Origin of the sequence: Phenylobacterium sp. CCH9-H3, assembly GCF_001557235.1 — a bacterium.
Classification (GTDB): domain Bacteria; phylum Pseudomonadota; class Alphaproteobacteria; order Caulobacterales; family Caulobacteraceae; genus Phenylobacterium.
In genome coordinates this window covers 35974-56818 of record NZ_LSJI01000116.1, presented here as the reverse complement: position 1 = coordinate 56818, position 20845 = coordinate 35974, and the positions used below count along the sequence as shown (strand labels likewise).

Here is a 20845-nt window from a genome sequence, read left to right as displayed (position 1 = left end):
GCCAGGGCGCTGAGGCCGGCGAGGATAAGGGATATCACGGCGTTCCAGCCGGCCATGGAGAGGCCGGCGAACACCCAGGGCGCCTCGTCGCAGGCCGGCGGCTTGACCTTGGCGCCCTCGAGGAAGGCGGAGAGGTCGGCGGCGTTGACGCTGGCGCCGCCCGAGGCGCAGGCCTGGGGCCCGGGCCAGAACTTCCACTCCGCGCCGGCGTGATAGACGGCGACGCCGCAGCCCACGAGGAACAGCAGGCCCAGCACCCAGCAGGTGGCCTCCCGCCAGCGCGGGCCGCCCGGCAGGCGCACCGCGATCATGAAGGCCAGGCCCAGGCCCAGAACGGTCCAGTAGACCTCCCGCTGGCGCAGGCACAGGGTGCAGGGGGCGTAGCCGCCGAAGGTCTCGAAGGCGTGGGCCGTGGCCAGCATGCCGGCGGCGACCAGCACGGCCACCAGGCGCCAGCGGTCGAGGAAGGGTCGAAGCGGGTTCGTCATCGGTCCGCCCTTATGGACCAAAGTTGCGCCTCAGAAAAAGAACTTGAGCGCGACGATGCCGCCGGCCAGCAGGATCAGCAGCAGGACGGAGTAGAGGTTCAGCCGCCGCTCGAACTCCTTCAGCATGGCCGGGCCGAAGTATTTCAGGATCGCGGCCACGGCGAAGAAGCGGAAGCCGCGGGTGAGGATCGAGGCCCACACGAAGGTGAAGAGGTCGAAGCGGGCGAGGCCGGCGGTGATGGTGACGAGTTTGTAGGGGATGGGCGTGGCGCCTTTGATTAGGATCACCATCAGGCCCCACTGGTCGAACCACTTCTGGAACTCGGCCTGGCCCTCGGGGTGGCCGAACAGGCGTAGGATCATCTGGCCGAGCGGCTCCAGCCAGACGCCGATGGCGTAGCCCAGGAGCCCGCCCAGGACCGAGGCGATCGTGCAGATGCCGGCGTAGACGAACGCCTTGTCCCGCCGCGCCAGCACCATCGGCGCCAGCATCACGTCAGGCGGGATGGGGAAGAACGAACTCTCGGCGAAGGAGATGGCGGCGAGGGACGCGGGGGCGTGACGCGAGCCCGCGAGCCGCATCACCCATTCGTACATCTTTCGGAACATTCGCGATCCCGGCGGCGAGTTGGACGTTCCCGCTAGCAGGCGTCGCGAGGCTTGTCTTCGCGCTTCCGCAAACTGGTTTCAGATGATACCAATTGCGGCCGAACAGGAGGCTCCGAGATGAACGTGCAGACGTCCCCCAAGCCCGACCAGGCCGCGCCGCGCGACCTCTTCGACAACCCGCTGGGCACCGACGGCTTCGAGTTCGTGGAGTTCACCTCTCCGGAGCCGGAGCGGCTGAAGGACCTGTTCGAGAAGATGGGCTTCACGGCGGTCTCAAAGCACCGCTCGAAGAACGTGCTGCGGTTCCGGCAGGGCGACATCAACTTCATTCTGAACATGGAACCCCAGGGCCAGGCGGCCGACTTCCGTCAGGCGCACGGGCCGTCGGCCAACGCCATGGCCTTCCGGGTGCGCGACGCGGCCAAGGCCTTCAAGCTGGCGGTGGAGCGGGGCGCGAAGCCCGTGCAGGGGCCGGTGGGGCCGATGGAGCTGAACATCCCGGCCATCGAGGGGATCGGCGGCTCGAACCTCTACCTAGTCGACCGCTATGGCGCGCAGGAGATCTATGACGTCGACTTCCTGCCCATCGAGGGCGCGGCCGAGGCGATGGCGAAGACCGCGGTGGGGCTGACCTATCTCGACCACCTGACCCACAATGTGCACCGCGGCCAGATGGCTAGGTGGGCCGACTTCTACGAGCGCATCTTCAACTTCCGGGAGATCCGCTACTTCGACATCGAGGGCAAGCAGACGGCGCTGGTGTCGAAGGCCATGACCAGCCCGTGCGGCAAGATCCGCATCCCGCTGAACGAGAGCCAGGACGAGCACTCGCAGATCGAGGAGTTCCTGAAGGACTACAAGGGCGAGGGCATCCAGCACGTGGCCCTGGGGACCGACGACATCTACCACTCGGTGGAGACGATGCGGGACCGGGGCGTGCGGTTCCAGGACACCATCGACACCTATTTCGAGGGCATCGACGCGCGCATCCCGGGCCACGGCGAGGACGTGCAGCGGCTGCAGGCCGACAAGATCCTGATCGACGGCGCTCCCACCGAGGGCCAGGGCCTGCTGCTGCAGATCTTCACCGAGAACATGATCGGGCCGATCTTCTTCGAGCTGATCCAGCGCAAGGGCAACGAGGGCTTCGGCGAGGGCAACTTCAAGGCCCTGTTCGAGTCGATCGAACTGGACCAGATCAAGCGCGGCGTGCTGCCCGCGAAGGATTGAAGCGATGGGCGCGACAGTTCCTCCCCCTCAGGGGGAGGTGGCGCGGAGCGCCGGAGGGGGCTTCCACCCGAGCCGACGTAAAGCTAGCCGTTCGCAGGGGCGTGGAGGAAGCCCCCTCCGTCGGCTGCGCCGACACCTCCCCCTGAGGAGGAGGAACTGGGCGTGAGCTGGGCCCTGGTCGCGCACGGCGGCGCGGGCGCCATCGCGCGGGGGCAGCTCAGCGCGGAGCAGGAGGCGGCCTATCGCGAGGCGATGGCGACCGCCGCCGAGGCCGGCGCGGCGGTGCTGCGGGCCGGCGGGTCGGCCATGGACGCGGTCGAGGCGGCGATCCACGTCCTGGAGGACGATCCGCTGTTCAACGCGGGCCGGGGCGCAGCCTTCACGGCCGAGGGGCGCAACGAGCTGGACGCCTCGATCATGGATGGATCGACGCTGGCGGCGGGGGCGGTGGCCGGCGTGACCACCACGCGCCACCCGATCTCGGCCGCGCGGGCGGTGATCGAGGGCTCGGCGCATGTGATGCTGGGCGGGGAAGGCGCCGACGCCTTCGCCCGCAGCCAGGGCCTGGAGCAGGTGGATCCGCTCTATTTCTTCACCGAGCGGCGGTGGCGGGCGCTGGAGAAGGGGCTGTCCAGGCTGGGCCTGCCGATCCCCGAGCGGCCGGTCGGCGCCCCGGAGGATGCGTCGGGCAAGGCCGCCCTGGTCCATGAAGAAGGCAAGCACGGCACCGTCGGCGTGGTAGCCCTGGATGTCCACGGAAACGTGGCGGCCGGCACCTCCACCGGCGGCAGCTCGGCCAAGCGCTGGGGCCGGGTGGGGGACTCGCCCATCATCGGCGCGGGGACCTATGCCTCGAACGCCGGCTGCGCGGTCTCTTGCACCGGGGCGGGGGAATATTTCATCCGGCTGGGTGTGGCGCATGAGATCAGCGCCCTGGTGCGGCACCGAGGCCTGTCGCTGCAGGCGGCCGCGGACCAGGTGATCCAGGACGAGCTGACCGCCCTGGGCGGGGACGGCGGGGTGATCGCCGTGGCTCCGGACGGCCAGATGGCGTGGAGCTTCAACACAACGGGCATGTACCGGGCCCGCATCGCCGACGGCCAGCCGCTGGTCGTCGGGATCTACAAGGACGATCCGTGATGGCGAAGGGCGACTGGCTTCCGATCCGCGGCGCGCAGGGGACGCATTCGCGCCAGGCGCACGCCGACCTGCCCGAAGGGACCTATGAGCGCGAGATGTCGAAGGAGGGGTTCTTCGGGCCCGCCGCCTTCCTCTACCACCCGCGGCCGCCGACGGGCTGGACCTCGTTCGAGGGGCCGCTGCGCCCGCGCGCCTTCGACCTGGCGCGGCTGAACGCGGCGGAGCCGTCGCCCTGGGCCGCTGGCGTGGTGCTGCACAACGCGGCCACCGAGGTGCGCTTCTGGAAGCTGGCCCAGGCCATGCCCGCCCTGGCGCGCAACGCGGACGGCGACCAGCTGCTGTTCGTCCACCAGGGGGCGGGCGACCTCTTCACCGACTTTGGCCGCATCGCCTACCGGGCCGGCGACTACCTCTACCTGCCGCGCGGGACCATGTGGCGTCTGGCGCCCAGTGAAGCCACCGCGATCCTGATGATCCAGGCCACCAACACCCACTACAAGCTGCCCGACCGCGGCCTGATGGGCCCGCACGCCCTGTTCGATCCCGCGATGCTCGACACGCCGGTGATGGACGAGGCCTTCCGCGCCCACCAGGCCGAGCCGGGAGAGATGCGGGTCGAGGTCAAGAAGCGCGGCGCCGTGTCGACGGTGACCTATCCCTACAATCCGCTGGACGCCATCGGCTGGCACGGCGAGCTGGCGCCCGCGCGCCTGAACGTGGCCGACATCCGGCCGGTGGTGAGCCACCGCTACCACCTGCCGCCCAGCGTGCACTCGACCTTCGTCTCGGACCGGTTCGTGGTCTGCACGTTTGCGCCGCGGCCCTTCGAGACCGATCCGGGGGCGCTGAAGATCCCGTTCTTCCACAACAACGACGACTACGACGAGGTGCTGTTCTACCACGCTGGCGATTTCTTCAGCCGCGACCACATCGAAGCGGGCATGATGACCTTCCACCCGAGCGGCTTCACGCACGGGCCGCACCCGAAGGCGCTGAAGAACATGCTGACCCAGCCCAAGCCGGCCACCGACGAATATGCGGTGATGATCGACACCCGCGACCCGCTGGACGTGGGCGAGGCGGCGGCGGCGGTGGAGAACCCGGCCTACGTGGACAGCTGGAAGGGCGCGTGAGCGACCCCATCGACATCGCGGCGAAGTTCGCGGACTTCACCGAGCACTGGCGGCCGAAGGTCGCCGCGCGGCTCAATGGCCAGGACGTCCGACTGGTTAAGACCCAGGGGCTGTTTCCCTGGCACACCCACGTCGACGCCGAGGAGATGTTCCTGGTGTTCAAGGGGCGCTTCCGGGTCGAGTTCCGCGACCGGGTGGTCGAGCTGGAGCCGGGCCAGATGATCGTCGTCCCCCGCGGTGTCGAGCATCGCACCGGGTCGGACGAGGAGGCCGAGGTGATGATCTTCGAGCCGTCCGAGGTGGTGAACACCGGCGACGCGCCGGTCTCGGAGTTCACCGCGCCCGTCGGCGTGGGAATCTGAAGATGGGCTTCCAGGACGACCTGACGGCCGCGGCCACCGAGGAGCTGGACCGCGCCATGAGCCTGGGCTGGGCGCAGCTCTCGAAACACACCCCGTGGGGCGACACCTATGAGGGCTTCACCCCCGAGGGCCGCGAAGTCTGTTTCGAACGCGCCTACATGTGGGAAGGTGCGAGCGGCGGCGACATCCGCGTCGAGGTCAGCGTCTACGAGCCGCGGGCCTTCGAGGACGGGGTGCGGCTGACCCGAATGATAACCAAGGACGGGAGTGACGGATGAAGCTGGCGTCGTTGAAGGGGGGGCGCGACGGCCGCCTGGTGGTCGTCTCGAACGACCTCGCCTGGTATTCGCCGGCCGACCGGATCGCCCTGACGCTGCAGGCGGCGCTGGACGACTGGGAACGGGTCGAGCCGGACCTGCGCGGTCTGGCCGAGAGCCTGGAGCACGGCTCGGTTCCCAAGGCCCGGTTCCACGAGCACGACGCCATGAGCCCGCTGCCGCGGGCCTACCAGTGGGCCGACGGCTCGGCCTATGTGAACCACGTGGCCCTGGTGCGACAGGCCCGGGCCGCCGACATGCCCGAGAGCTTCTGGACCGACCCCCTGATGTACCAGGGCGGCTCGGACGGGTTCCTGGGGCCGCGCGACCCGATCCCGCTGAAGGACGAGGCTTGGGGCTGCGACATGGAGGGCGAGATCGCGGTGATCACCGGCGACGTGCCCATGGGCGCGAGCCGCGAGGAGGCGCTGAAGGCCATCCGGCTGGTGATGCTGTGCAATGACGTCAGCTTGCGCAACCTGATCCCGGGCGAACTGGCCAAGAACTTCGGGTTCTTCCAGTCGAAGCCGGCGTCGGCCTTTTCCCCGGTAGCGGTGACGCCGGACGCCCTGCCGAGCTTCAAGGACGGCAAGCTGCACGGCAAGCTGGAGGTCGAGCTGAACGGCAAGCCGCTGGGCGAGGCCGATGCGGGGGTCGACATGACCTTCGACTTCGGGACCCTGATCGCGCACGCGGCCAAGACCCGGGCGCTGTCGGCCGGCAGCATCATCGGCTCGGGCACGGTGTCGAACCGCGGACCGGACGGCGGTCCCGGCAAGCCGATCGGTCAAGGCGGCGTGGGCTATTCCTGCCTGGCCGAAGTGCGGACGGTGGAGACCATCCTGGACGGCAAGCCCTCGACGCCCTTCCTCAAGGCCGGCGATACGGTCCGCATCCAGATGGTGGACGAGAAGCGCCACTCCATCTTCGGCGCCATCGAGCAGGAGGTGGCGGCGGGATGATCCTGCTTCGCCGAGGCTTCGCAGGACTTTGTCCTTGCGCTGGGCTGGTCCTGCGAAGCTCCGGTGGGAGCAAGGCGGGATGAGCGGCGCGGCCAAGGCGAGCGGCGGGGACGAGGCGGGGCTTAGGCTGGACGCCTATCTGCCGTACCGGCTGTCGGTGGCCTCGAACGCGGTGTCGGGGCTGATCGCGCGGGCGTATGAGGACCGGTTCGGGCTGACGGTGCCGCAGTGGCGGGTGCTGTGCGTGCTGGCCGAGGACGGCCGGCTCAGCCAGGTGCAGATCGTGGCCCGCACGGTGATGGATAAGGTGACGGTGAGCCGCGCGGCTCAGGGGCTGGTGAAGCGGCGGCTGGTGGGCCGCGCGCAGAACAAGGCCGACGGGCGCAGCCACGTCCTGACCCTTACCGCCGAGGGGCGCAGCCTGCATTCCGAGATCGCGCCCTTGGCCCTGGCCTATGAGGCGGCGCTGATCGCGGGGCTGGCGCCGGAGGAGGTGACGCTGCTGAAGCGGCTGCTCACCCGCCTGCAATCGGCGGCGGGCCAACTGGCCGGCGAAGCGCCGCCCACGCCCAGCCTGCGGTAGGCGGGGAGTCTAGAACACGCCGACCGCCAGGTGCGCCCAGGTCAGCAGGAAGGCCGCGGCGATGGCCAGGCCGATGGCGGTGCGCCAGGCGCGGGCGGTGGTGATCCGCAAGCCGACCTCGTAGGCCGCGCAGGCGCCGAAGAGCAGGGCGGCGAAGAGGGCGAAGTCGGCCGGACCCCAGTTCACCTCGGTCGTAAAGGGCATGGCCACGGCGGGGGCGAGCAGCAGGAGGGCGGCGGCGCCCCAGCGGAGCCGGCGCCAGCGATGGTCGCGGCGGCCGCGCACGTCATGGTCCAGTTCGGTCATCCCTCAGCCTCCGCGCGTTTGGAGCCTTACCCTGCCCTGGCTGAGCGCAGAACGTGTTGTGTGGGATGTGCGGTTCCGGTGCAGGGGTGCGGGTCGACAGGTCCGCCGGGCCTGCCGCAGGATGCCGCGCCAGTGAAGGGAGTCGCACGCCATGGACCGAAACGCTACGACGCAGGAGGCTTCGCCGTCCGCTCTGATCGACGCCAGGATCGCGGAGCTGAAAGACTGGCGCGGCGAGGCTCTGGGCCGGGTGCGCCGGCTCATCCGCGAGGCCGACCCGGAGGTGGAGGAGACCTGGAAGTGGCGCGGCGTGCCGGTGTGGGAGCACGCCGGCATCATCTGCACGGGCGAGACCTATAAGGCTGTCGTCAAACTGACCTTCGCCAAGGGCGCGTCGCTGGACGACCCTGCGGGGCTGTTCAACGCCAGCCTGGACGGCAATACGCGTCGCGCGATCGACATCGCCGAGGGCCAGAGCCTGGACGAGGCCGCGTTCAAGGCGCTGGTGCGCGCGGCTGTGGCGCTGAACACGTCCAAGGCGGCCGGCCGCCGTCGGGCCTGAGGCAGATCAGCCAGGTGTCGACAGGCCGCGTTCAGGCGGCGGCTCGGCCGTGGCCAGGGTGAATTCCACGCCAAGGGTGAGGCTTTCCGGCGTGATCGGCTTGGCGATGAGGTGATCGGCGCCGGCGGCCATCGCCTGCTCGCGATGCTCGCTCATGGCGTTGGCGGTGAGCATGGCGATGGGCGTCGGCGTCGCGCAGGACGCGCGCTCCAGGCGACGAATTTCGCGCGTGGCGGCCAGGCCGTCCATGATCGGCATCTGCATGTCCATCAGGATCAGGTCGAAGCGTCCCGGCCGGAAGATCTCCACGGCCTCGCGGCCGTTGCCCACGATGGTGAGGTCGACACCGGACGGCTCCAGGATCAACTGCACGACGCGCTGGTTGGTCGGGTGGTCCTCCGCCAGCAAAATGCGGAGCTGTCCCATCGCGGCCGCGATGTCGGACGAGTCGGCCGCCTGGGCGCCGGCGTCGCGTCGGGCCTCGTAGTCGTCCAGCGACACGGTCCGGACCAGGGGAATCCCGACCGTGAAGGTGGAGCCGACGCCGGGTTCGGAGACGACGCCGATCTCGCCGCCCATGAGTTCCACCAGGGCCTTGCAGATCGCCAGGCCGAGGCCGGTTCCGCCGAACTGGCGGGAGATCGACCCGTCCGCCTGGGTGAACCGCGCGAACAGGCGCCTGGCCGCCTCGGCGTCGAAGCCGACGCCGGTGTCCGACACCTCGATCGTGAGGCGGCTGGGCGCGCCCGGTTGGTCCGGTTCGCGGCAATCGACCCGGATGGTCACCTCGCCCGCCGGGGTGAACTTGATGGCGTTGGAGGCGAGGTTGGAGACGATCTGACGGAGCCGCACCCCGTCGCCGGAGAAGCTTCCTCGCGCGGCGTCGGCGTAGACGACACGGAAGCTCACGCCCTTTTCGTCGGCGCGGGCGCGCATCAGTTCGGCGGCGGTCTCGATGGTGTCGCGCAGGTCGAAGGGGGCGACCAGCAGTTCGAATTCGCCCGCTTCGATCTTGGCCTGGTCGAGAATGTCCGACAGCAGGCGGTCCAGCGTCTGGCCCGAGGACTGGATCAGCGCGACCATCTCGCGCTCCGGGGCCGCCAGCGGGCGCCGGGCCAGCGCGCCCGCCGTGCCGATGACCCCGTTCAACGGCGTGCGGATCTCGTGGCTCATATTGGCGAGGAAGACGCCCTTGGCGTGGTTGGCGCCTTCGGCGACGTCGCGGGCGGTCTCAAGCTGCTGTTCCAGCGCCTTGCGCGCCGACAGGTCCATCATGGCGCCGACGATCCGCCAGGGCCGGCCGTCGGGCATGCGTTCGACCAGCCGGCCGCGGGCGAGCACCCATTTGTACTGGCCGTCCTTGCAGCGCATGCGGTGCTCGGAACTGGCGTGCGGGGTCTCTCCGCGGAAGTGCGCCGCATAGACGGCCTGAAGAGCCGGCAGATCGTCGGGGTGGATGCTCTGGCGCCAGTCTCGGAGCAGCGCCGGCGGCGCTTCGCCCGGCGCATAGCCCAGCATCGCCAGCCACGTATCGCTGACGTGAGTCTCTCCGCCCACGAGGTCGAGGTCGAAGAGGCCGTCCCCGGAGGCTTCGATGGCCACGGACAGCTTGCGCTCGACGTCCGACAGGGCGACCTGGCGGTCCGCCAGGGTCCGCAGCAGCGCCTGCTGGTCCAGGGCGAACCCGCGCGTGGATATCAGGCCGATCAGGATCAGGGCGCTGATCGCCGCGGACTGCAGCTGCAGGCCCGACGCCAGGAAGGGGCCGACCAGGGCCGCCGCGATCCCCGGCCCCAGCACGGAAAGCAGGAGCCGGCGGTTGGCGCCGAAGTAGATGAAATTGCTCATGAACGCGCCGGCGATCCACGTGGTGGCGATGGCGACGCCGATGGTCGAGCCGCTGGCCAGGCCCAGGAGCGCGATGAAGTAGTAGAGGCACGCCCCGACGAAGTTCACCGCGGCGTAGATCGGTTCCGCGCGCGCCGCCGGCTGGCGCAAGACCGCTCGGTCGAACGCCACCCGCACCTTCAGCTCCCAGAGAAAGATGAGCGCGATCCAGACGGCGGGAACGACCCAGGGATGGATCAGGAGCGAGGCGACCGCATAGATGGATGCGTAGACCAGCCGGCCGCGGGTGCTGACCAGCGCCAGCTCGACGCTGGTGGCCACGCTGAACGCGGCGGCCGACGGCGGCCTGTCGGCGCCGTGTTCCGCCTTACCGGTCCCGGCCTCGGTGGCGTGGAGCGTCGCTGCAGAAGCGTCGGGCATCGCTAGCTCTCGTTCGAACCAGCCGAGCCTGACGCCCCAAGGCTAACAGCGCGTTGGAATCAGAACCTCGCGTTGATTTGCCGCATAATTCGTCGCGGGACGTGCCCTCGGCGGCTTCGGCAGGGGTCCACGGAGATCTGATGGGCGTCGGCGCCCCAGCGCCGCCCGGCCTCCAGTCGCTTCCTGAACCTGGTGTTCAGGCCGCGAAGGACTCGTTGCGGACGCTCCAGCGGTGCGACCCCTCGCCGAACGGGAGGTGGAAGCCGTAGGCCGCTCGCTTGCGCTCGTCGCGCCAGAACGCCTCGAACGAGACGATGACCTGCTGCTGCAGCTCCTCGGGGATCTGGTGGACGTTATGACCCAGATTGCGGGCCACTTGCTCGATCACAATCGATCGGTGCGCTTCGCCGCCGAGCGAAAGGAGGGCCTCACGGACGCGCTTGCACAGGGTTTCCTTGACCCGCACCGGCTTTTTGCCGTTCGGAGCGTCGTGGGCGGTTTCGTGCTGGTTCTGCATGACGAGGATGAGCCTGCGCTCGTCTCGTTTATCGGCAAGTTAAGGCGCACGGAAAAAGACAGGTTAACGCAACCGACGCGCGAAAACCCCTCGCTAACCTCCGCCGAGCGCGACCGCGGCGTGGTAGACGGCGAAGGAGGCCAGGTAGGCCAGGGTGATCATGTAGAGGAACATGACCCCGACCCACCCCCAGGAATTGGTCTCGCGCTTCACGACCCCGAGCGTCGCCACGCACTGGGGCGCGAAGATGTACCAGGCGAGGAAGGAGAGGCCGGTCGCCAGGCTCCACGCGTCGGCCAGTTGAAGCTCCAAGGCGCGGGTGTTCGCCTCGGCGTCGGCGACGGCATACACGGTTCCCAGCGCAGCGACCGCGACCTCGCGCGCTGCGAAGCCCGGGATCAGCGCCACGACCATCTGCCAGTTGAAACCGATGGGCGCGAACAGCGGCTGGATCGCATGCCCGATCATGCCGGCGAAGCTGTAGTCGATGGCCGGCCCGGTGGCGCCTTCCGGCGGATAGGGGAAGGTCGAGAGCACCCAGACGACGACCATCAGGGGCAGGATCATGCGGCCGGCGCGGTTCAGGAAGATCTGGGCGCGCTGCAGCAGGTTGCGCGCCACGTTCTCGGCCGACGGCCACTTGTAGGTCGGAAGCTCCATCAGGAAGGGCTCCACGGCGCCGCGCCAGAACACCTTGCGGATCACGAAGGCGACCGCGAGTGCGCTGACCACCCCGGCGACGAACAGGCCAAACATGACGAGGCCTTGCAGGTTGAGGCCCGGTCCGACGGTGCGGTTCGGGATGAAGGCGCCGATGATCAGCGTGTAGACCGGGATGCGGGCGGAACAGGTCATCAGCGGCGCGACCAGGATGGTGGTCAGCCGGTCCCGCTTCTGGTCGATCACCCGCGTGGCCATGATGCCGGGGATCGCGCAGGCGAAGCTGGACAGCATCGGGATGAAGGCGCGGCCGTGCAGGCCGGCGACCCCCATGAGCCGGTCCAGCAGGAACGCCGCCCGGGCCATGTAGCCGAAGTCCTCCAGCAGGATGATGAAGAAGAACAGCACCAGGATCTGCGGCAGGAAGACCAGCACCGCGCCGACGCCCGCGAAGAGGCCATCGACGATCAGGCTCTCGAGCAGGCCATCGGGTAACACCGTCGCCACCTGGGCGCCCAGCCAGCCCACCCCCGCCTCGATGGCGTCGGCGGGCGGTCCGGCCCAGCTGAACACCGCCTGGAAGATCAGGAACATGATCGAGGCCAGGATCGCCAGACCCGCCACGGGATGCAGCAGCACCGCGTCGATCCGGCCGGTCAGGGTGTCGGGACGTTCCGGCGGGCGAACGTAGGCCTTCAGGATGCGTTGCGCCTCGCGGTGGGCGTCGCGGATCTCGGCGGCCGAGGGCTCGTGCCAGACGTTGTTGGTGGACAGGGCGCCGGAAGCCACCAGCTCGTCGACCTTGGCGGTGAGCTCGCCGACGCCGCGCTTGCGGGTGGCCACGGTGGTGACGATGGGACAGCCCAGCTCGCGCTGCAGGCCCTCGAGGTCGATCCGCAGGCCCTGGCGCTGGGCGATGTCGAACATGTTGAGCGCCAGCACCATGGGCCGGCCCACGGCCTTCAGCTCCAGGATCAGGCGCAGGACGAGGCGCAGGTTGGTGGCGTCGGCCACGGCGACCACCACGTCGGGCTCGGCCTCGCCCGCCAGGCGGCCCAGGACGGCGTCCCGGGTCACCGCCTCGTCCGGGCTGCGGGCGCGTAAGGAATAGGTGCCGGGCAGGTCGAGGATCGACAGGCTGCGCCCGGCGGCTGTGGTGATGAAGCCTTCCTTCCGCTCGACGGTGACGCCGGCGTAGTTGGCCACCTTCTGCCGGCTGCCGGTCAGGGCGTTGAAGAGGGCCGTCTTGCCGGTGTTGGGATTGCCGACCAGCGCCACCCGGGCCGGCCTTAGCGCAGCTTCGCTCATTTAGGATCCAGCCGCACCCAGACGTCCTCGGCGTCGCGGCGGCGCAGGGCCACGCGCATGTCGTCCAGCCGCACGGCGATCGGGTCCGCGCCGACCAGGCCCTGGTGGATGATCTCGAAGGCCGCGCCCTCGACGAAGCCGAACTCCAGCAGCCGGCGCTCCAGCTCGTGCACGTCCACCCCGTGGCCGCCCGCGTGGTCGGCGCGCACGTCGACGATGACCCCGCGATCGCCGGGCCTGGCCTGGCTGAGCCGCGTGAGCTCGGCGTCCACCGCCGCCGCCTGGCCGGCGAGCATCTCGTGCATGGAACGGAATATCCTGACGTCCGCCGAATTTTGCGAACGATTATCAGTTATGGCCTTGGCCGTTCGGGCGCAAGGCTCGTCTCGTCGCAGGCGCTCGACATGATCGCCCAGGACCGCTTGAGCGCGCGGCAGTTGCGTTGGAACGAGGCCATGGCGAAGCAGCCATGGACGCCGCCGGTCGCCGACGGCGCCGCTGGGGCGTCACCGGAGGAGGCCAGCGGTGCGGCTCCAATCCTCCAAGATCTCCCGCACCTTCACCGCCGGCTCTGCATCCCGCCGGAAGGCCCACCAGATGAGAGTCCCTTGCCAGAGGCTCGCCATCTGCCATCCAAGCTGGGTCCCGCGATCCGCGTCACGGCCAAGCCGACGACCGAGCGCTTCAGCCAGGCGCAGTCCCCATTGAGCGCCTCGAGCGCGTAGGACAGGGTTCCGGATGTCCTCGCGCAGCAGCAGCAGACCGTCCGTGAAGTCGAACTCCGCCGCGTCTGAATTCGTCAGGCGCAAGAGGAGCTCGATCGCTCCCGGAGGATCAGGCGAAGCCCGCGCATCGGCAGCAGCCGTGGCTTCATCTAGCCGATCCCACGCCCGCAGCAGGATAGCCTCCACCATTCTCTCACGGTTACGGAAGCGCTGAACGAGCGTTGCGGCGGCGAGGCCAGCCGCGTTCGCGGCTTTGGCGAAAGAAAGGTCCGCGGGCCCGTGGGCCATCATGGGGGCCATGAGCCTGTCCAGCAGGAGATCGTCGGAAACCGTCTTGCCTCGGCTCATTGCACGTTTATAAACGAATGATCGTTTATATTCAAGCGAAGGGGAAGCGGATGGCGCGGATTCTGGGCTACATCGCAGCAAGCCTCGACGGCTTCATCGCGGCGCCCGGCGATCGTCTGGACTGGCTCTTTCGATACGACGGCATGGACCTCGGGCAGCACGACTACAGCCACTTTCTCAAGCGGATCCGCACCGTCGTCATGGGTCGTGGAACATACGACTTCATCGCCAGGGACCCGGCGCCCTGGGCATACGGCGAACAGCGCGCGATCGTCGTTACGTCCAAGCCGATCCTTGACCCGAAGGGGCCTCTCGAGATTCGCAGCGACATCGGTTCACTCATCCCCGAATTGCGGGGCCTTGAAGATGGGGACGTCTGGATGCTCGGCGGCGGACGACTCCAGATGGCCTTCCTTGAGCGCGGCGCGCTCGACGAGATAGAGATCTATGTCATGCCGGAGTTGATCGGCGGCGGTACGCCGCTCTTCCCCGCGACCGGATTCGAGACCAGCCCCAAGCTCCTCAGTGCGCAGGCGTTGGACCGGGGCTGCGTTCGGCTTCATTACGCGCTCTCGGATACGAGCGGGCGAGCGGCCTGACGTCAGGTTACTGCCTCATCTGCCAATCCGTGACTCCGCTCTCCAGTGCGGGTCGGAACTCCGCGCTCGACCCCGAGCGGCGATCAAGGCGACTCCCTTGACGGTCGTCGCGCCGCCAGCTTGCGCGGCGAAGATCCCAAGGCTTTCGCTTGGCGAAGCGGACTCTGGGCGATAGAGAAACGCCGTTGCGGGCGTGGTGAAACTGGTAGACGCGCCGGACTCAAAATCCGGTTCCGAAAGGAGTGTCGGTTCGACCCCGACCGCCCGCACCAGCTCTCAAGACTTCAGCGCGACGTCGGCCGTGGTCCGCGGAGGGTGCGCCGGTCCGGCTGGCGCAGGACGTCGCGGATCGCGATACTGGAGTGGATGCGCGCGACGCCGGGCAGGCGCGAGAGCACGCCGTTGTGGATCTGTTCGTAGGCGGCGGTGGTCGGCGCCCGGGCGCGCAGGATGTAGTCCACGTCGCCGGTCATCAGGTAGCATTCGTCGATCTCGGGGTGCTCGCGCACCGCGGCCTCGAAGCGGCGCAGATAGTCCTCGGTCTGCTTCTCGAGCGTGATGCGCACCAGGGCCACGACACCCTCGTCCTGCGGGTCGGCGACGATGGCGGTGTAGCCGCGGATGACGCCGCTCTGCTCCAGGGCCCGCAGGCGGCGCAGGCAGGCGGAAGGCGACAGGCCGATCTCGGCGGCGAGTTCGGCGTTGGAGCGGCGTCCGTCGATGCGCAGGAGCGCCAGGAGCCGGCGGTCGAAGTCATCCAAGTCGGTCAATCTGTGCGCTCCGTTCGCAGGATGTTGCGCAGAATGCCGCAATTCCGCGAATGATCGGCAAGTTTAGCGGAAAATTCGACGGCGCAGCTTCTAGTTTCGGCGCCATGCTGGCAGCTTGCGAGGCGGAGACGGCGATGGACGAGGACGATCGGGCGGCCAGCCTGGCCGGCGGCCAGCTCACCATCGATCTCGGCGCCGTGATGGCGAACCTGCGCCGGGTGGAGGCCGCGGTCTCGCCGGCCCGGGTGGGCGCCGTGGTGAAGGCCGACGCCTATGGCCTGGGCGCAGCGCCGGTGGCCGCGGCCCTGGCGGCCGCCGGTTGCCGCGACTTCTTCGTGGCGGATCTCGCCGAGGCGCTGGACCTGCGGCCCCACGTGGGCGGCGAAGCGCGCATCCACGTCCTGCACGGGCTGTGGCCGGGGGCCGAGGCGCTGGCGGAAGAGGCCGGCGTCACGCCGGTGCTGAATTCGCTGGCTCAGGTGCGCGCCTGGGCAGAGCTGGCGCGCGTACGGCGCCGGCGGCTGCCGGCCGTGCTGCAGCTGGACAGCGGCATGTCGCGGCTCGGGATGGACGATGCGGAGGTGGCGGCCGTCGCCGCGGCCCCGGACCTGCTGGACGCGCTCGACGTGCGCCATGTCATGAGCCACCTGGCCAGCGCGGACGATCCCGGCGATGACGTGAACGCCGCCCAGCGGGCCAGTTTCGAGCGGCTGGCGGCCTTGCTGCCGGCGCGGCCGCGCACCCTCGCCAACTCCGCGGCGGCCCTGGCGGATCCGCTGACTCACGGCGACCTGGTGCGGGCCGGGCTGGCGCTCTACGGCGTGGAGCCTCGGCCTAGCGAAGCGGCCGGCCTGACGCCGGTGGTGTCGCTGTCGGCGCGGGTGATCCAGGTACGGACACTGCCGCCGGGGACCGGGGTTGGGTACGGCCTCACCTATACCACGCGTGGGACGGAGCGGATCGCCACGGTGGGCGTGGGCTACGCTGACGGTTGGCCGCGGGCGCTGAGCAACCGCGGCGCGGCCTGGTTCGGCGGCGTGCGGCTGCCCATCGTGGGCCAGGTCTCCATGGACAGCATGATGGTGGACGTCTCGGCGCTGCCGGCCGACGCCCTGGGCGCCGGCGATGCGGTGGAGCTGATCGGGCCGCACCAGTCGGTGGCGGACGTGGCGGCGCTGGCCGGGACGATCCCCTACGAGATCCTCACCCGCCTGGGCCGCCGCTATGCCCGGCGCTACGTGGGCGCGGCTTCGGCGCAGGGGGCGCGGGCATGAAGGTCTTGATCCTCGGCGCGGGCGTGGTCGGGGTGACCAGCGCCTGGTACGCCGCGCAGGCGGGCCACGAGGTGACGGTGGTCGACAGGCAGCCCGGCGCGGGGCTGGAGACCAGCTTCGCCAACGCCGGCGAGATCTCGCCGGGGTACGCCTCGCCATGGGCGGGGCCGGGCATACCGCAGAAGGCGGTGCGGTGGCTGTTCATGCGGCACGCGCCGCTGATCCTGCGGCCGCAGGCGGACCTGGAGACAGTGACCTGGCTGCTGGCGCTGCTGCGCAACTGCACCTCGGACCGCTACGCCCTCAACAAGTCGCGGATGGTGCGGCTGGCCGAGTACAGCCGTGACGAGCTGGCGGCCCTGCGCGAGGCCGTGGGGATCGCGTACGACGCGCGCATGCAGGGCACGTTGCAGCTGTTCCGCAAGGCCGCCCAGCTGGACGGGATCGCCAAGGACGTCGAGGTGCTGCGCCAGTACGGCGTGCCGTTCGAGGTGCTGGACAGGGCGGGATGCGAGCGCGCCGAGCCGGGGCTGCGCCACAGCGGCTCGCCGATCGCCGGCGGCCTGCGCCTGCCCAACGACGAGACGGGGGACTGCTTCAAGTTCACCCAGGCGCTGGCGGCGCTGTGCGCGCAGCAGGGCGTGCGGTTCCTGCACGAGACCACGGTCCATCGGCTGCGGGCCGACGCGGACGGGGTGCAGGCGGTCGTGACAGACAAGGGCGAGCTCACCGCCGACGCCTACGTGGTGGCCCTGGGAAGCTGGTCGGCGCGGCTCGTCCGGCCGCTGGGCCTGCGGCTGCCGGTCTATCCGGTGAAGGGCTATTCGATCACCGCGCCGATCGTGGCGGCGGACCGGGCGCCGGAATCCACCCTGCTGGACGAGACCTACAAGATCGCCATCACCCGGCTGGGCGACCGGATTCGGGTGGGCGGGATGGCCGAGATCTCGGGCTATCGGGCGACGCTGGAGCCGCGGCGGCAGCGGACGCTGGAATACTCGATGGAGAGCCTGTTCCCCGGCGCCGGCGATGCGGCGAAGGCCACGTTCTGGGCGGGGCTGCGGCCGATGACGCCGGATGGGACGCCGGTGATCGGGGCGACGCCGGTCCCGGGGCTGTTCCTAAACACCGGCCACGGGACGCTGGGCTGGACCATGGCGTGCGGCTCGGGCCGGGTGCTGGCCGACCTGCTGTCAGGCCGGGCCGCCGAGATCGAGACGGCCGACCTCGCGATCGGCCGTTACAAGCGCTAGGCGATCACCGCGTAGGGGCGCGGGTAGGCCTCGCCGCGGCTGAGGAACACCAGGCCCACCACGCACCGCACGCCGTACCAGATGGCCGCGCCGCCCATGATCAGCCAGGCCGCGGCCATGATCGGGAAGCCGATCAGGATCACGGCGAGCAGGGCGCCCACGCCGAACAGGACGCCGCCGGCGATCATCAGGCCGAGGCCGATCCAGAAGGTGCGGATCAGGAAGGTGTAGTGGCTTTCCATCGTCGGCCCGGCGGCCGCGCGCTGGGAATAGGCGATGATCAGGCCGATGATGGCCGTGATCCCGGTGGCGAAGGCCAGCAGGTAGAGCGCGTAGCAGACCGCCGGCATCGTCTTGTCTTCGTTCGCCGCGTAGCCCACGTCATCGGTCATCGTCTCTATTCGTCTCCGGCCCGGAAGCGGGCCCCCAAGAAATGGACCTGGAACGGCGTCACGAAAAGACGTGACGTTGTTACAAATTGCTCACCCGCGGCCGACGGTGATGTCGACGCCGGCGGCCACGGCGTCCGGCGCCAGGGCCAGAGGCTTCTCGACCCGCACGCGGGCGCGGCTGACCCGGGCGTCCGCGAGGCAGCGGTCGGCCAGACGGTGGGCGAAGGTCTCGACGAGGTGGATGTGGCCGCCGGCCGCCACCTCCTGGGCCGCCTGGAGGATGGCCTCGTAGTTGAAGGTGTCGGCCAAGCGGTCCGAGGCGTCGGTGGGCACGTCGAGCTCCACGTCGACGATCAAGGGCTGCACCCGGCCGATCTCGTGGCGATAGACGCCGATCTCGGCCTGGACCTTCACGCCGGTGACGAACACTTTCGAGCTGATGAGCGTGGTCTCCGTCATGCGAGGTGCTGGCCCGAGTCGGCGGCGATCATCTGGCCGGTGACCGAGCGGGCGTCGATCAGATAGCGCAGGGCCGCGCCGATCTCCGCCGGCGGGACGGGCTGGCGAAGCAACGTGGCCTCGGCCTCGGCCCGGAAGGCGGCCTCGTCCTGGTGGATCGAGGGCAGGGTGGGCCCCGGGCCGATGCCGTTCACGCGGATCCGCGGGGCCAGGTCCTGGGCGAGCATCCGGGTGGCGTCCCACAGGGCCGCCTTGGACAGGGTGTAGGAGAAGAACTCGGGGCCCGGCCGCAGCACGCGCTGATCGAGGATGTTGACGATCAGGCCCTCGCGGTCGGCGGGCAGGCGGCGGGCGAACACCTGGGCCAGGACCAGCGGCGCGCGCAGGTTGGTCTCCATGTGGAGGTCCCACGACGCGCGGTTCATGTCGGAGAAGGCGTCCTGTTCGAAGACGGACGCGGAGTTCACCAGCAGGGTGACCGGCCCCAGCTCGGCCTCGGCCTCGCCCACCAGGGCGACGGTGGCGCTTTCCTTGCGCAGATCGCAGGAGAGGATCGTGGCCTTGCGGCCGTGGCTGCGCACCTCGCCGGCGGCGGCCTCGGCGTCGTCGTCGCCCTCACCGCGGACGTGGATGGCGACGTCGTAGCCGGCCTGCGCGGCCGTGGCCGCCAGCACGCGGCCGATCCGCCGCGCGCCGCCCGTCACCAGTGCTGCGCCGCGGCCGGCCATCGGGCGGCTCCTATCAGTCGAAGCGGCCGAACTCGAACCGGTTCAGCGCGGCCATCACCGCGAGGAAGACGAGGATCATGTAGATGCCGCTCATGGGGCCTCCAAAACGCTGTGGCCCGGCTTTAGCGAGGCGCACTTCGCCGGGCAAGCCGCGTCGCACGCCTGTTGCGGTTTCCGGGCAAGTTCCCCAGGTGTCATGTGCGTCGGGGCTTTCCACCTGAACGCCGATCACTAAAATGATTGTTTGAAGGCGGGGGCCCTGTGGCCCTAAGCCGCTAACGACAAAGGTCGCCAGGAGGACGTCTATGCGCGAGTACCTCAAGTTCTACATCGATGGGGCGTGGGTCGATCCCGCCGAGGGCCTCAAGACGCTGGACGTCGAGAACCCGGCGACCGAAGAAGTCGTGGGCAAGATCGCCCTAGGCTCGGCGGCCGACGTGGACAAGGCCTGCAAGGCCGCCCGCAAGGCGTTCGAGACCTGGTCGCAGACCAGCCGCGAAGAGCGCATCGAGGTGCTGGGCCGGATCATGGCCGAGTACCAGAAGCGGTTCGGCGACCTGGCCACCGCGGTGACCGAGGAAATGGGCGCCCCGGCCAGCCTGGCCCAGCGCGCCCAGGTGCCGATCGGCATGGGCCACCTGAACACCGCCATCGAGGTGCTGAAGACCTTCAAGTTCGAGGAAGACCGCGGCCCGACGATGATCGTCAAGGAGCCGATCGGCGTCTGCGGGTTCATCACCCCCTGGAACTGGCCGCTGAACCAGATCGTCTGCAAGGTGGCCCCGGCCATCGCCACGGGCTGCACCATGGTGCTGAAGCCGTCGGAAGTGGCGCCGTTCTCGGGCCAGATCTTCGCTGAGATCATGCATGCGGCGGGCGTCCCGGCCGGCGTGTTCAACATGGTGCAGGGCGATGGCCCGACGGTGGGCGCGGCGATCTCGAGCCATCCGGAAGTGGACATGGTCTCGTTCACCGGCTCCACCCGCGCCGGCATCGAGGTGGCCAAGGCGGCGGCCCCGACCGTCAAGCGCGTGGCCCAGGAGCTGGGCGGCAAGAGCCCGAACATCGTCCTGGACGACGACGCCTTCGCCAAGGGCGTCGGCCGCGGCGTGGCCACCATGATGACCAACTCGGGCCAGTCCTGTAACGCCCCCACCCGGATGCTCGTCCCGTCGAAGCGCATGGACGAGGCGATCGCCGTGGCCCGCGAGACGGCCGCCGGCATCACGGTCGGTGACCCGAACGGCAATAGCCAGCTGGGCCCGGTGGTCAACAAGACCCAGTTCGACAAGATCCAGAAGCTGATCCAGGCCGGCATCGACGAGGGCGCGACCCTGGTCATCGGCGGCACGGGCCGGCCCGAGGGCCTGGACAAGGGCTACTATGTGAAGCCCACCGTCTTCGCCAACGTGACTAACGAGATGACCATCGCCAAGGAAGAGATCTTCGGCCCCGTGCTGTCGATCCTGGGCTACGAGACGGTCGACCAGGCCATCCAGATCGGCAACGACACCGAGTACGGCCTGGCCGCCTATGTCCAGGCGGGCGACCTGGAGAAGGCTCGGAAGGTCGCCTCCAAGCTGCGCGCCGGCCAGGTGTCGATCAACGGCGGCGGCGGCGACCTGATGGCGCCGTTCGGCGGCTACAAGATGAGCGGCAACGGACGTGAGTGGGGCGACTTCGCCTTCCACGAGTTCCTGGAGACCAAGGCGGTGCTGGGCTACGCGCCGAAGCAGGCCGCGGAGTAGTTGCGAGAGTCCCTCCCTCGCGGGGGAGGGGCGGCTGTCGTCTTGAACCGCCAAGACGCCAAGAACGCCAAGACGGCCCGGCAGGCTGGGAGCCCTTGGCGAAC

At 69.5% G+C, this 20845-nt stretch carries 25 protein-coding genes and 1 tRNA gene; 13 read left to right on the top strand and 13 right to left on the bottom strand.

Features of this window, described 5'->3' with window-relative positions; genetic code table 11:
* Positions 1–488: disulfide bond formation protein B (locus AX721_RS11690; RefSeq protein ID WP_068876184.1), on the bottom strand; the 488-nt coding region annotated here is incomplete at its 3' end.
* 30 nt (positions 489–518) lie between these two features.
* Positions 519–1097: a YqaA family protein gene (locus tag AX721_RS11685; RefSeq protein ID WP_068876183.1), complete on the bottom strand. Its 579-nt coding sequence runs from the start codon at positions 1095–1097 to the stop codon at positions 519–521.
* Positions 1098–1214: 117 nt separating this feature from the next.
* Between AX721_RS11685 and hppD the strand changes: the two genes are divergently transcribed.
* From hppD to AX721_RS11650, 7 genes are all read left to right on the top strand, one after another.
* Positions 1215–2327: a 4-hydroxyphenylpyruvate dioxygenase gene (hppD, locus tag AX721_RS11680; protein WP_068876182.1), complete on the top strand. Its 1113-nt coding sequence runs from the start codon at positions 1215–1217 to the stop codon at positions 2325–2327.
* 162 nt (positions 2328–2489) lie between these two features.
* A complete protein-coding gene (locus AX721_RS11675; RefSeq protein WP_231733359.1) occupies positions 2490–3467 on the top strand; it encodes an isoaspartyl peptidase/L-asparaginase family protein in 978 nt (325 codons plus the stop codon).
* Positions 3467–4600 (top strand): homogentisate 1,2-dioxygenase, encoded by a 1134-nt coding sequence (locus tag AX721_RS11670; RefSeq protein WP_068876180.1) that lies wholly within the window; start codon positions 3467–3469, stop codon positions 4598–4600. Before AX721_RS11675 ends, AX721_RS11670 begins: the two co-directional genes overlap by 1 nt.
* Positions 4597–4962, top strand: a complete 366-nt coding sequence (locus tag AX721_RS11665) for a cupin domain-containing protein (protein WP_068876179.1) — start codon at positions 4597–4599, stop codon at positions 4960–4962. The genes AX721_RS11670 and AX721_RS11665 overlap by 4 nt, the downstream gene beginning before the upstream one ends.
* Positions 4963–4964: 2 nt before the next feature.
* Entirely contained in the window at positions 4965–5240 is a 276-nt protein-coding gene (locus tag AX721_RS11660) for a hypothetical protein (protein ID WP_068876178.1), read from the top strand.
* The gene (locus tag AX721_RS11655; protein ID WP_068876177.1) at positions 5237–6241 is read left to right on the top strand and encodes a fumarylacetoacetate hydrolase family protein; all 1005 of its coding nucleotides are present in this window, start codon (positions 5237–5239) and stop codon (positions 6239–6241) included. The genes AX721_RS11660 and AX721_RS11655 overlap by 4 nt, the downstream gene beginning before the upstream one ends.
* 79 nt (positions 6242–6320) lie before the next feature.
* Entirely contained in the window at positions 6321–6824 is a 504-nt protein-coding gene (locus AX721_RS11650) for a MarR family winged helix-turn-helix transcriptional regulator (protein WP_068876176.1), read from the top strand.
* Between the two features lie 9 nt (positions 6825–6833).
* Here AX721_RS11650 and AX721_RS11645 read toward each other — a convergent pair whose 3' ends face one another.
* Positions 6834–7130, bottom strand: coding sequence for a hypothetical protein (locus AX721_RS11645; protein ID WP_068876175.1), 297 nt, complete (start codon positions 7128–7130; stop codon positions 6834–6836).
* Between the two features lie 151 nt (positions 7131–7281).
* Between AX721_RS11645 and AX721_RS11640 the strand changes: the two genes are divergently transcribed.
* Complete coding sequence (locus AX721_RS11640) at positions 7282–7692, top strand: DUF1801 domain-containing protein (RefSeq protein ID WP_068876174.1); 411 nt, start codon at positions 7282–7284, stop codon at positions 7690–7692.
* A gap of 6 nt (positions 7693–7698) precedes the next feature.
* On the opposite strand, the gene AX721_RS11635 is transcribed toward AX721_RS11640, so the two are convergent.
* The 5 genes from AX721_RS11635 to AX721_RS11615 all read right to left on the bottom strand — a co-directional run bounded on the left by AX721_RS11635 (position 7699) and on the right by AX721_RS11615 (position 13518).
* Positions 7699–9960, bottom strand: a complete 2262-nt coding sequence (locus AX721_RS11635) for a PAS domain-containing hybrid sensor histidine kinase/response regulator (RefSeq protein WP_068876173.1) — start codon at positions 9958–9960, stop codon at positions 7699–7701.
* 196 nt (positions 9961–10156) lie between these two features.
* Positions 10157–10477 (bottom strand): hypothetical protein, encoded by a 321-nt coding sequence (locus tag AX721_RS11630; protein ID WP_068876172.1) that lies wholly within the window; start codon positions 10475–10477, stop codon positions 10157–10159.
* A gap of 93 nt (positions 10478–10570) precedes the next feature.
* Entirely contained in the window at positions 10571–12445 is a 1875-nt protein-coding gene (locus AX721_RS11625) for a ferrous iron transporter B (RefSeq protein WP_068876171.1), read from the bottom strand.
* Positions 12442–12750, bottom strand: coding sequence for a FeoA family protein (locus tag AX721_RS11620; protein WP_197422538.1), 309 nt, complete (start codon positions 12748–12750; stop codon positions 12442–12444). Before AX721_RS11620 ends, AX721_RS11625 begins: the two co-directional genes overlap by 4 nt.
* 201 nt (positions 12751–12951) lie before the next feature.
* Positions 12952–13518, bottom strand: coding sequence for a TetR family transcriptional regulator (locus tag AX721_RS11615; protein WP_068876170.1), 567 nt, complete (start codon positions 13516–13518; stop codon positions 12952–12954).
* Between the two features lie 50 nt (positions 13519–13568).
* Between AX721_RS11615 and AX721_RS11610 the strand changes: the two genes are divergently transcribed.
* Together AX721_RS11610 and AX721_RS11605 are read left to right on the top strand one after the other, a co-directional pair.
* Positions 13569–14117 (top strand): dihydrofolate reductase family protein, encoded by a 549-nt coding sequence (locus AX721_RS11610; RefSeq protein WP_068876187.1) that lies wholly within the window; start codon positions 13569–13571, stop codon positions 14115–14117.
* Between the two features lie 187 nt (positions 14118–14304).
* Positions 14305–14389: transfer RNA gene (locus tag AX721_RS11605), tRNA-Leu, on the top strand.
* A gap of 12 nt (positions 14390–14401) precedes the next feature.
* Here AX721_RS11605 and AX721_RS11600 read toward each other — a convergent pair.
* Entirely contained in the window at positions 14402–14887 is a 486-nt protein-coding gene (locus AX721_RS11600; protein WP_068876169.1) for an Lrp/AsnC family transcriptional regulator, read from the bottom strand.
* Between the two features lie 134 nt (positions 14888–15021).
* Here AX721_RS11600 and alr point away from each other — a divergent pair, with 134 nt between their 5' ends.
* Together alr and AX721_RS11590 are read left to right on the top strand one after the other, a co-directional pair.
* Positions 15022–16161: an alanine racemase gene (gene alr, locus AX721_RS11595; protein WP_068876168.1), complete on the top strand. Its 1140-nt coding sequence runs from the start codon at positions 15022–15024 to the stop codon at positions 16159–16161.
* On the top strand, positions 16158–17414 hold the full coding sequence (locus tag AX721_RS11590; RefSeq protein ID WP_068876167.1) for a D-amino acid dehydrogenase: 1257 nt from the start codon (positions 16158–16160) through the stop codon (positions 17412–17414). The genes alr and AX721_RS11590 overlap by 4 nt, the downstream gene beginning before the upstream one ends.
* On the opposite strand, the gene AX721_RS11585 is transcribed toward AX721_RS11590, so the two are convergent.
* The 4 genes from AX721_RS11585 to AX721_RS27360 form a co-directional block, all read right to left on the bottom strand.
* Positions 17411–17806: a hypothetical protein gene (locus AX721_RS11585; protein ID WP_068876166.1), complete on the bottom strand. Its 396-nt coding sequence runs from the start codon at positions 17804–17806 to the stop codon at positions 17411–17413. The genes AX721_RS11590 and AX721_RS11585 overlap by 4 nt on opposite strands.
* Positions 17807–17896: 90 nt before the next feature.
* On the bottom strand, positions 17897–18265 hold the full coding sequence (folB, locus tag AX721_RS11580; protein WP_068876165.1) for a dihydroneopterin aldolase: 369 nt from the start codon (positions 18263–18265) through the stop codon (positions 17897–17899).
* Entirely contained in the window at positions 18262–18993 is a 732-nt protein-coding gene (locus AX721_RS11575) for an SDR family oxidoreductase (protein WP_068876164.1), read from the bottom strand. Before AX721_RS11575 ends, folB begins: the two co-directional genes overlap by 4 nt.
* Positions 18994–19006: 13 nt before the next feature.
* The gene (locus tag AX721_RS27360; protein WP_156467137.1) at positions 19007–19225 is read right to left on the bottom strand and encodes a hypothetical protein; all 219 of its coding nucleotides are present in this window, start codon (positions 19223–19225) and stop codon (positions 19007–19009) included.
* 73 nt (positions 19226–19298) lie between these two features.
* On the opposite strand from AX721_RS27360, the gene AX721_RS11570 reads away from it, so the two are divergent.
* Positions 19299–20741 carry an aldehyde dehydrogenase family protein gene (locus AX721_RS11570; protein WP_068876163.1) on the top strand — a complete coding sequence of 481 codons (1443 nt, stop codon included), beginning with the start codon at positions 19299–19301 and terminating at the stop codon, positions 20739–20741.
* Positions 20742–20845 lie beyond the last annotated feature (104 nt).

What these genes read in the sequence shown, in the direction of transcription:
- AX721_RS11585 (WP_068876166.1), bottom strand. Translation starts at nt 17,806, where the DNA reads ATGACCGATGACGTGGGCTACGCGGCGAACGAAGACAAGACGATGCCG.
- hppD (WP_068876182.1), top strand. Translation starts at nt 1,215, where the DNA reads ATGAACGTGCAGACGTCCCCCAAGCCCGACCAGGCCGCGCCGCGCGAC.
- AX721_RS11660 (WP_068876178.1), top strand. Translation starts at nt 4,965, where the DNA reads ATGGGCTTCCAGGACGACCTGACGGCCGCGGCCACCGAGGAGCTGGAC.
- AX721_RS11625 (WP_068876171.1), bottom strand. Translation starts at nt 12,445, where the DNA reads ATGAGCGAAGCTGCGCTAAGGCCGGCCCGGGTGGCGCTGGTCGGCAAT.
- AX721_RS11570 (WP_068876163.1), top strand. Translation starts at nt 19,299, where the DNA reads ATGCGCGAGTACCTCAAGTTCTACATCGATGGGGCGTGGGTCGATCCC.
- AX721_RS11635 (WP_068876173.1), bottom strand. Translation starts at nt 9,960, where the DNA reads ATGCCCGACGCTTCTGCAGCGACGCTCCACGCCACCGAGGCCGGGACC.
- AX721_RS11640 (WP_068876174.1), top strand. Translation starts at nt 7,282, where the DNA reads ATGGACCGAAACGCTACGACGCAGGAGGCTTCGCCGTCCGCTCTGATC.
- AX721_RS11655 (WP_068876177.1), top strand. Translation starts at nt 5,237, where the DNA reads ATGAAGCTGGCGTCGTTGAAGGGGGGGCGCGACGGCCGCCTGGTGGTC.
- AX721_RS11615 (WP_068876170.1), bottom strand. Translation starts at nt 13,518, where the DNA reads ATGAGCCGAGGCAAGACGGTTTCCGACGATCTCCTGCTGGACAGGCTC.
- alr (WP_068876168.1), top strand. Translation starts at nt 15,022, where the DNA reads ATGGACGAGGACGATCGGGCGGCCAGCCTGGCCGGCGGCCAGCTCACC.
- AX721_RS11590 (WP_068876167.1), top strand. Translation starts at nt 16,158, where the DNA reads ATGAAGGTCTTGATCCTCGGCGCGGGCGTGGTCGGGGTGACCAGCGCC.
- AX721_RS11620 (WP_197422538.1), bottom strand. Translation starts at nt 12,750, where the DNA reads ATGCACGAGATGCTCGCCGGCCAGGCGGCGGCGGTGGACGCCGAGCTC.
- AX721_RS11630 (WP_068876172.1), bottom strand. Translation starts at nt 10,477, where the DNA reads ATGCAGAACCAGCACGAAACCGCCCACGACGCTCCGAACGGCAAAAAG.
- folB (WP_068876165.1), bottom strand. Translation starts at nt 18,265, where the DNA reads ATGACGGAGACCACGCTCATCAGCTCGAAAGTGTTCGTCACCGGCGTG.
- AX721_RS11650 (WP_068876176.1), top strand. Translation starts at nt 6,321, where the DNA reads ATGAGCGGCGCGGCCAAGGCGAGCGGCGGGGACGAGGCGGGGCTTAGG.
- AX721_RS11610 (WP_068876187.1), top strand. Translation starts at nt 13,569, where the DNA reads ATGGCGCGGATTCTGGGCTACATCGCAGCAAGCCTCGACGGCTTCATC.
- AX721_RS11685 (WP_068876183.1), bottom strand. Translation starts at nt 1,097, where the DNA reads ATGTTCCGAAAGATGTACGAATGGGTGATGCGGCTCGCGGGCTCGCGT.
- AX721_RS11575 (WP_068876164.1), bottom strand. Translation starts at nt 18,993, where the DNA reads ATGGCCGGCCGCGGCGCAGCACTGGTGACGGGCGGCGCGCGGCGGATC.
- AX721_RS11670 (WP_068876180.1), top strand. Translation starts at nt 3,467, where the DNA reads ATGGCGAAGGGCGACTGGCTTCCGATCCGCGGCGCGCAGGGGACGCAT.
- AX721_RS11645 (WP_068876175.1), bottom strand. Translation starts at nt 7,130, where the DNA reads ATGACCGAACTGGACCATGACGTGCGCGGCCGCCGCGACCATCGCTGG.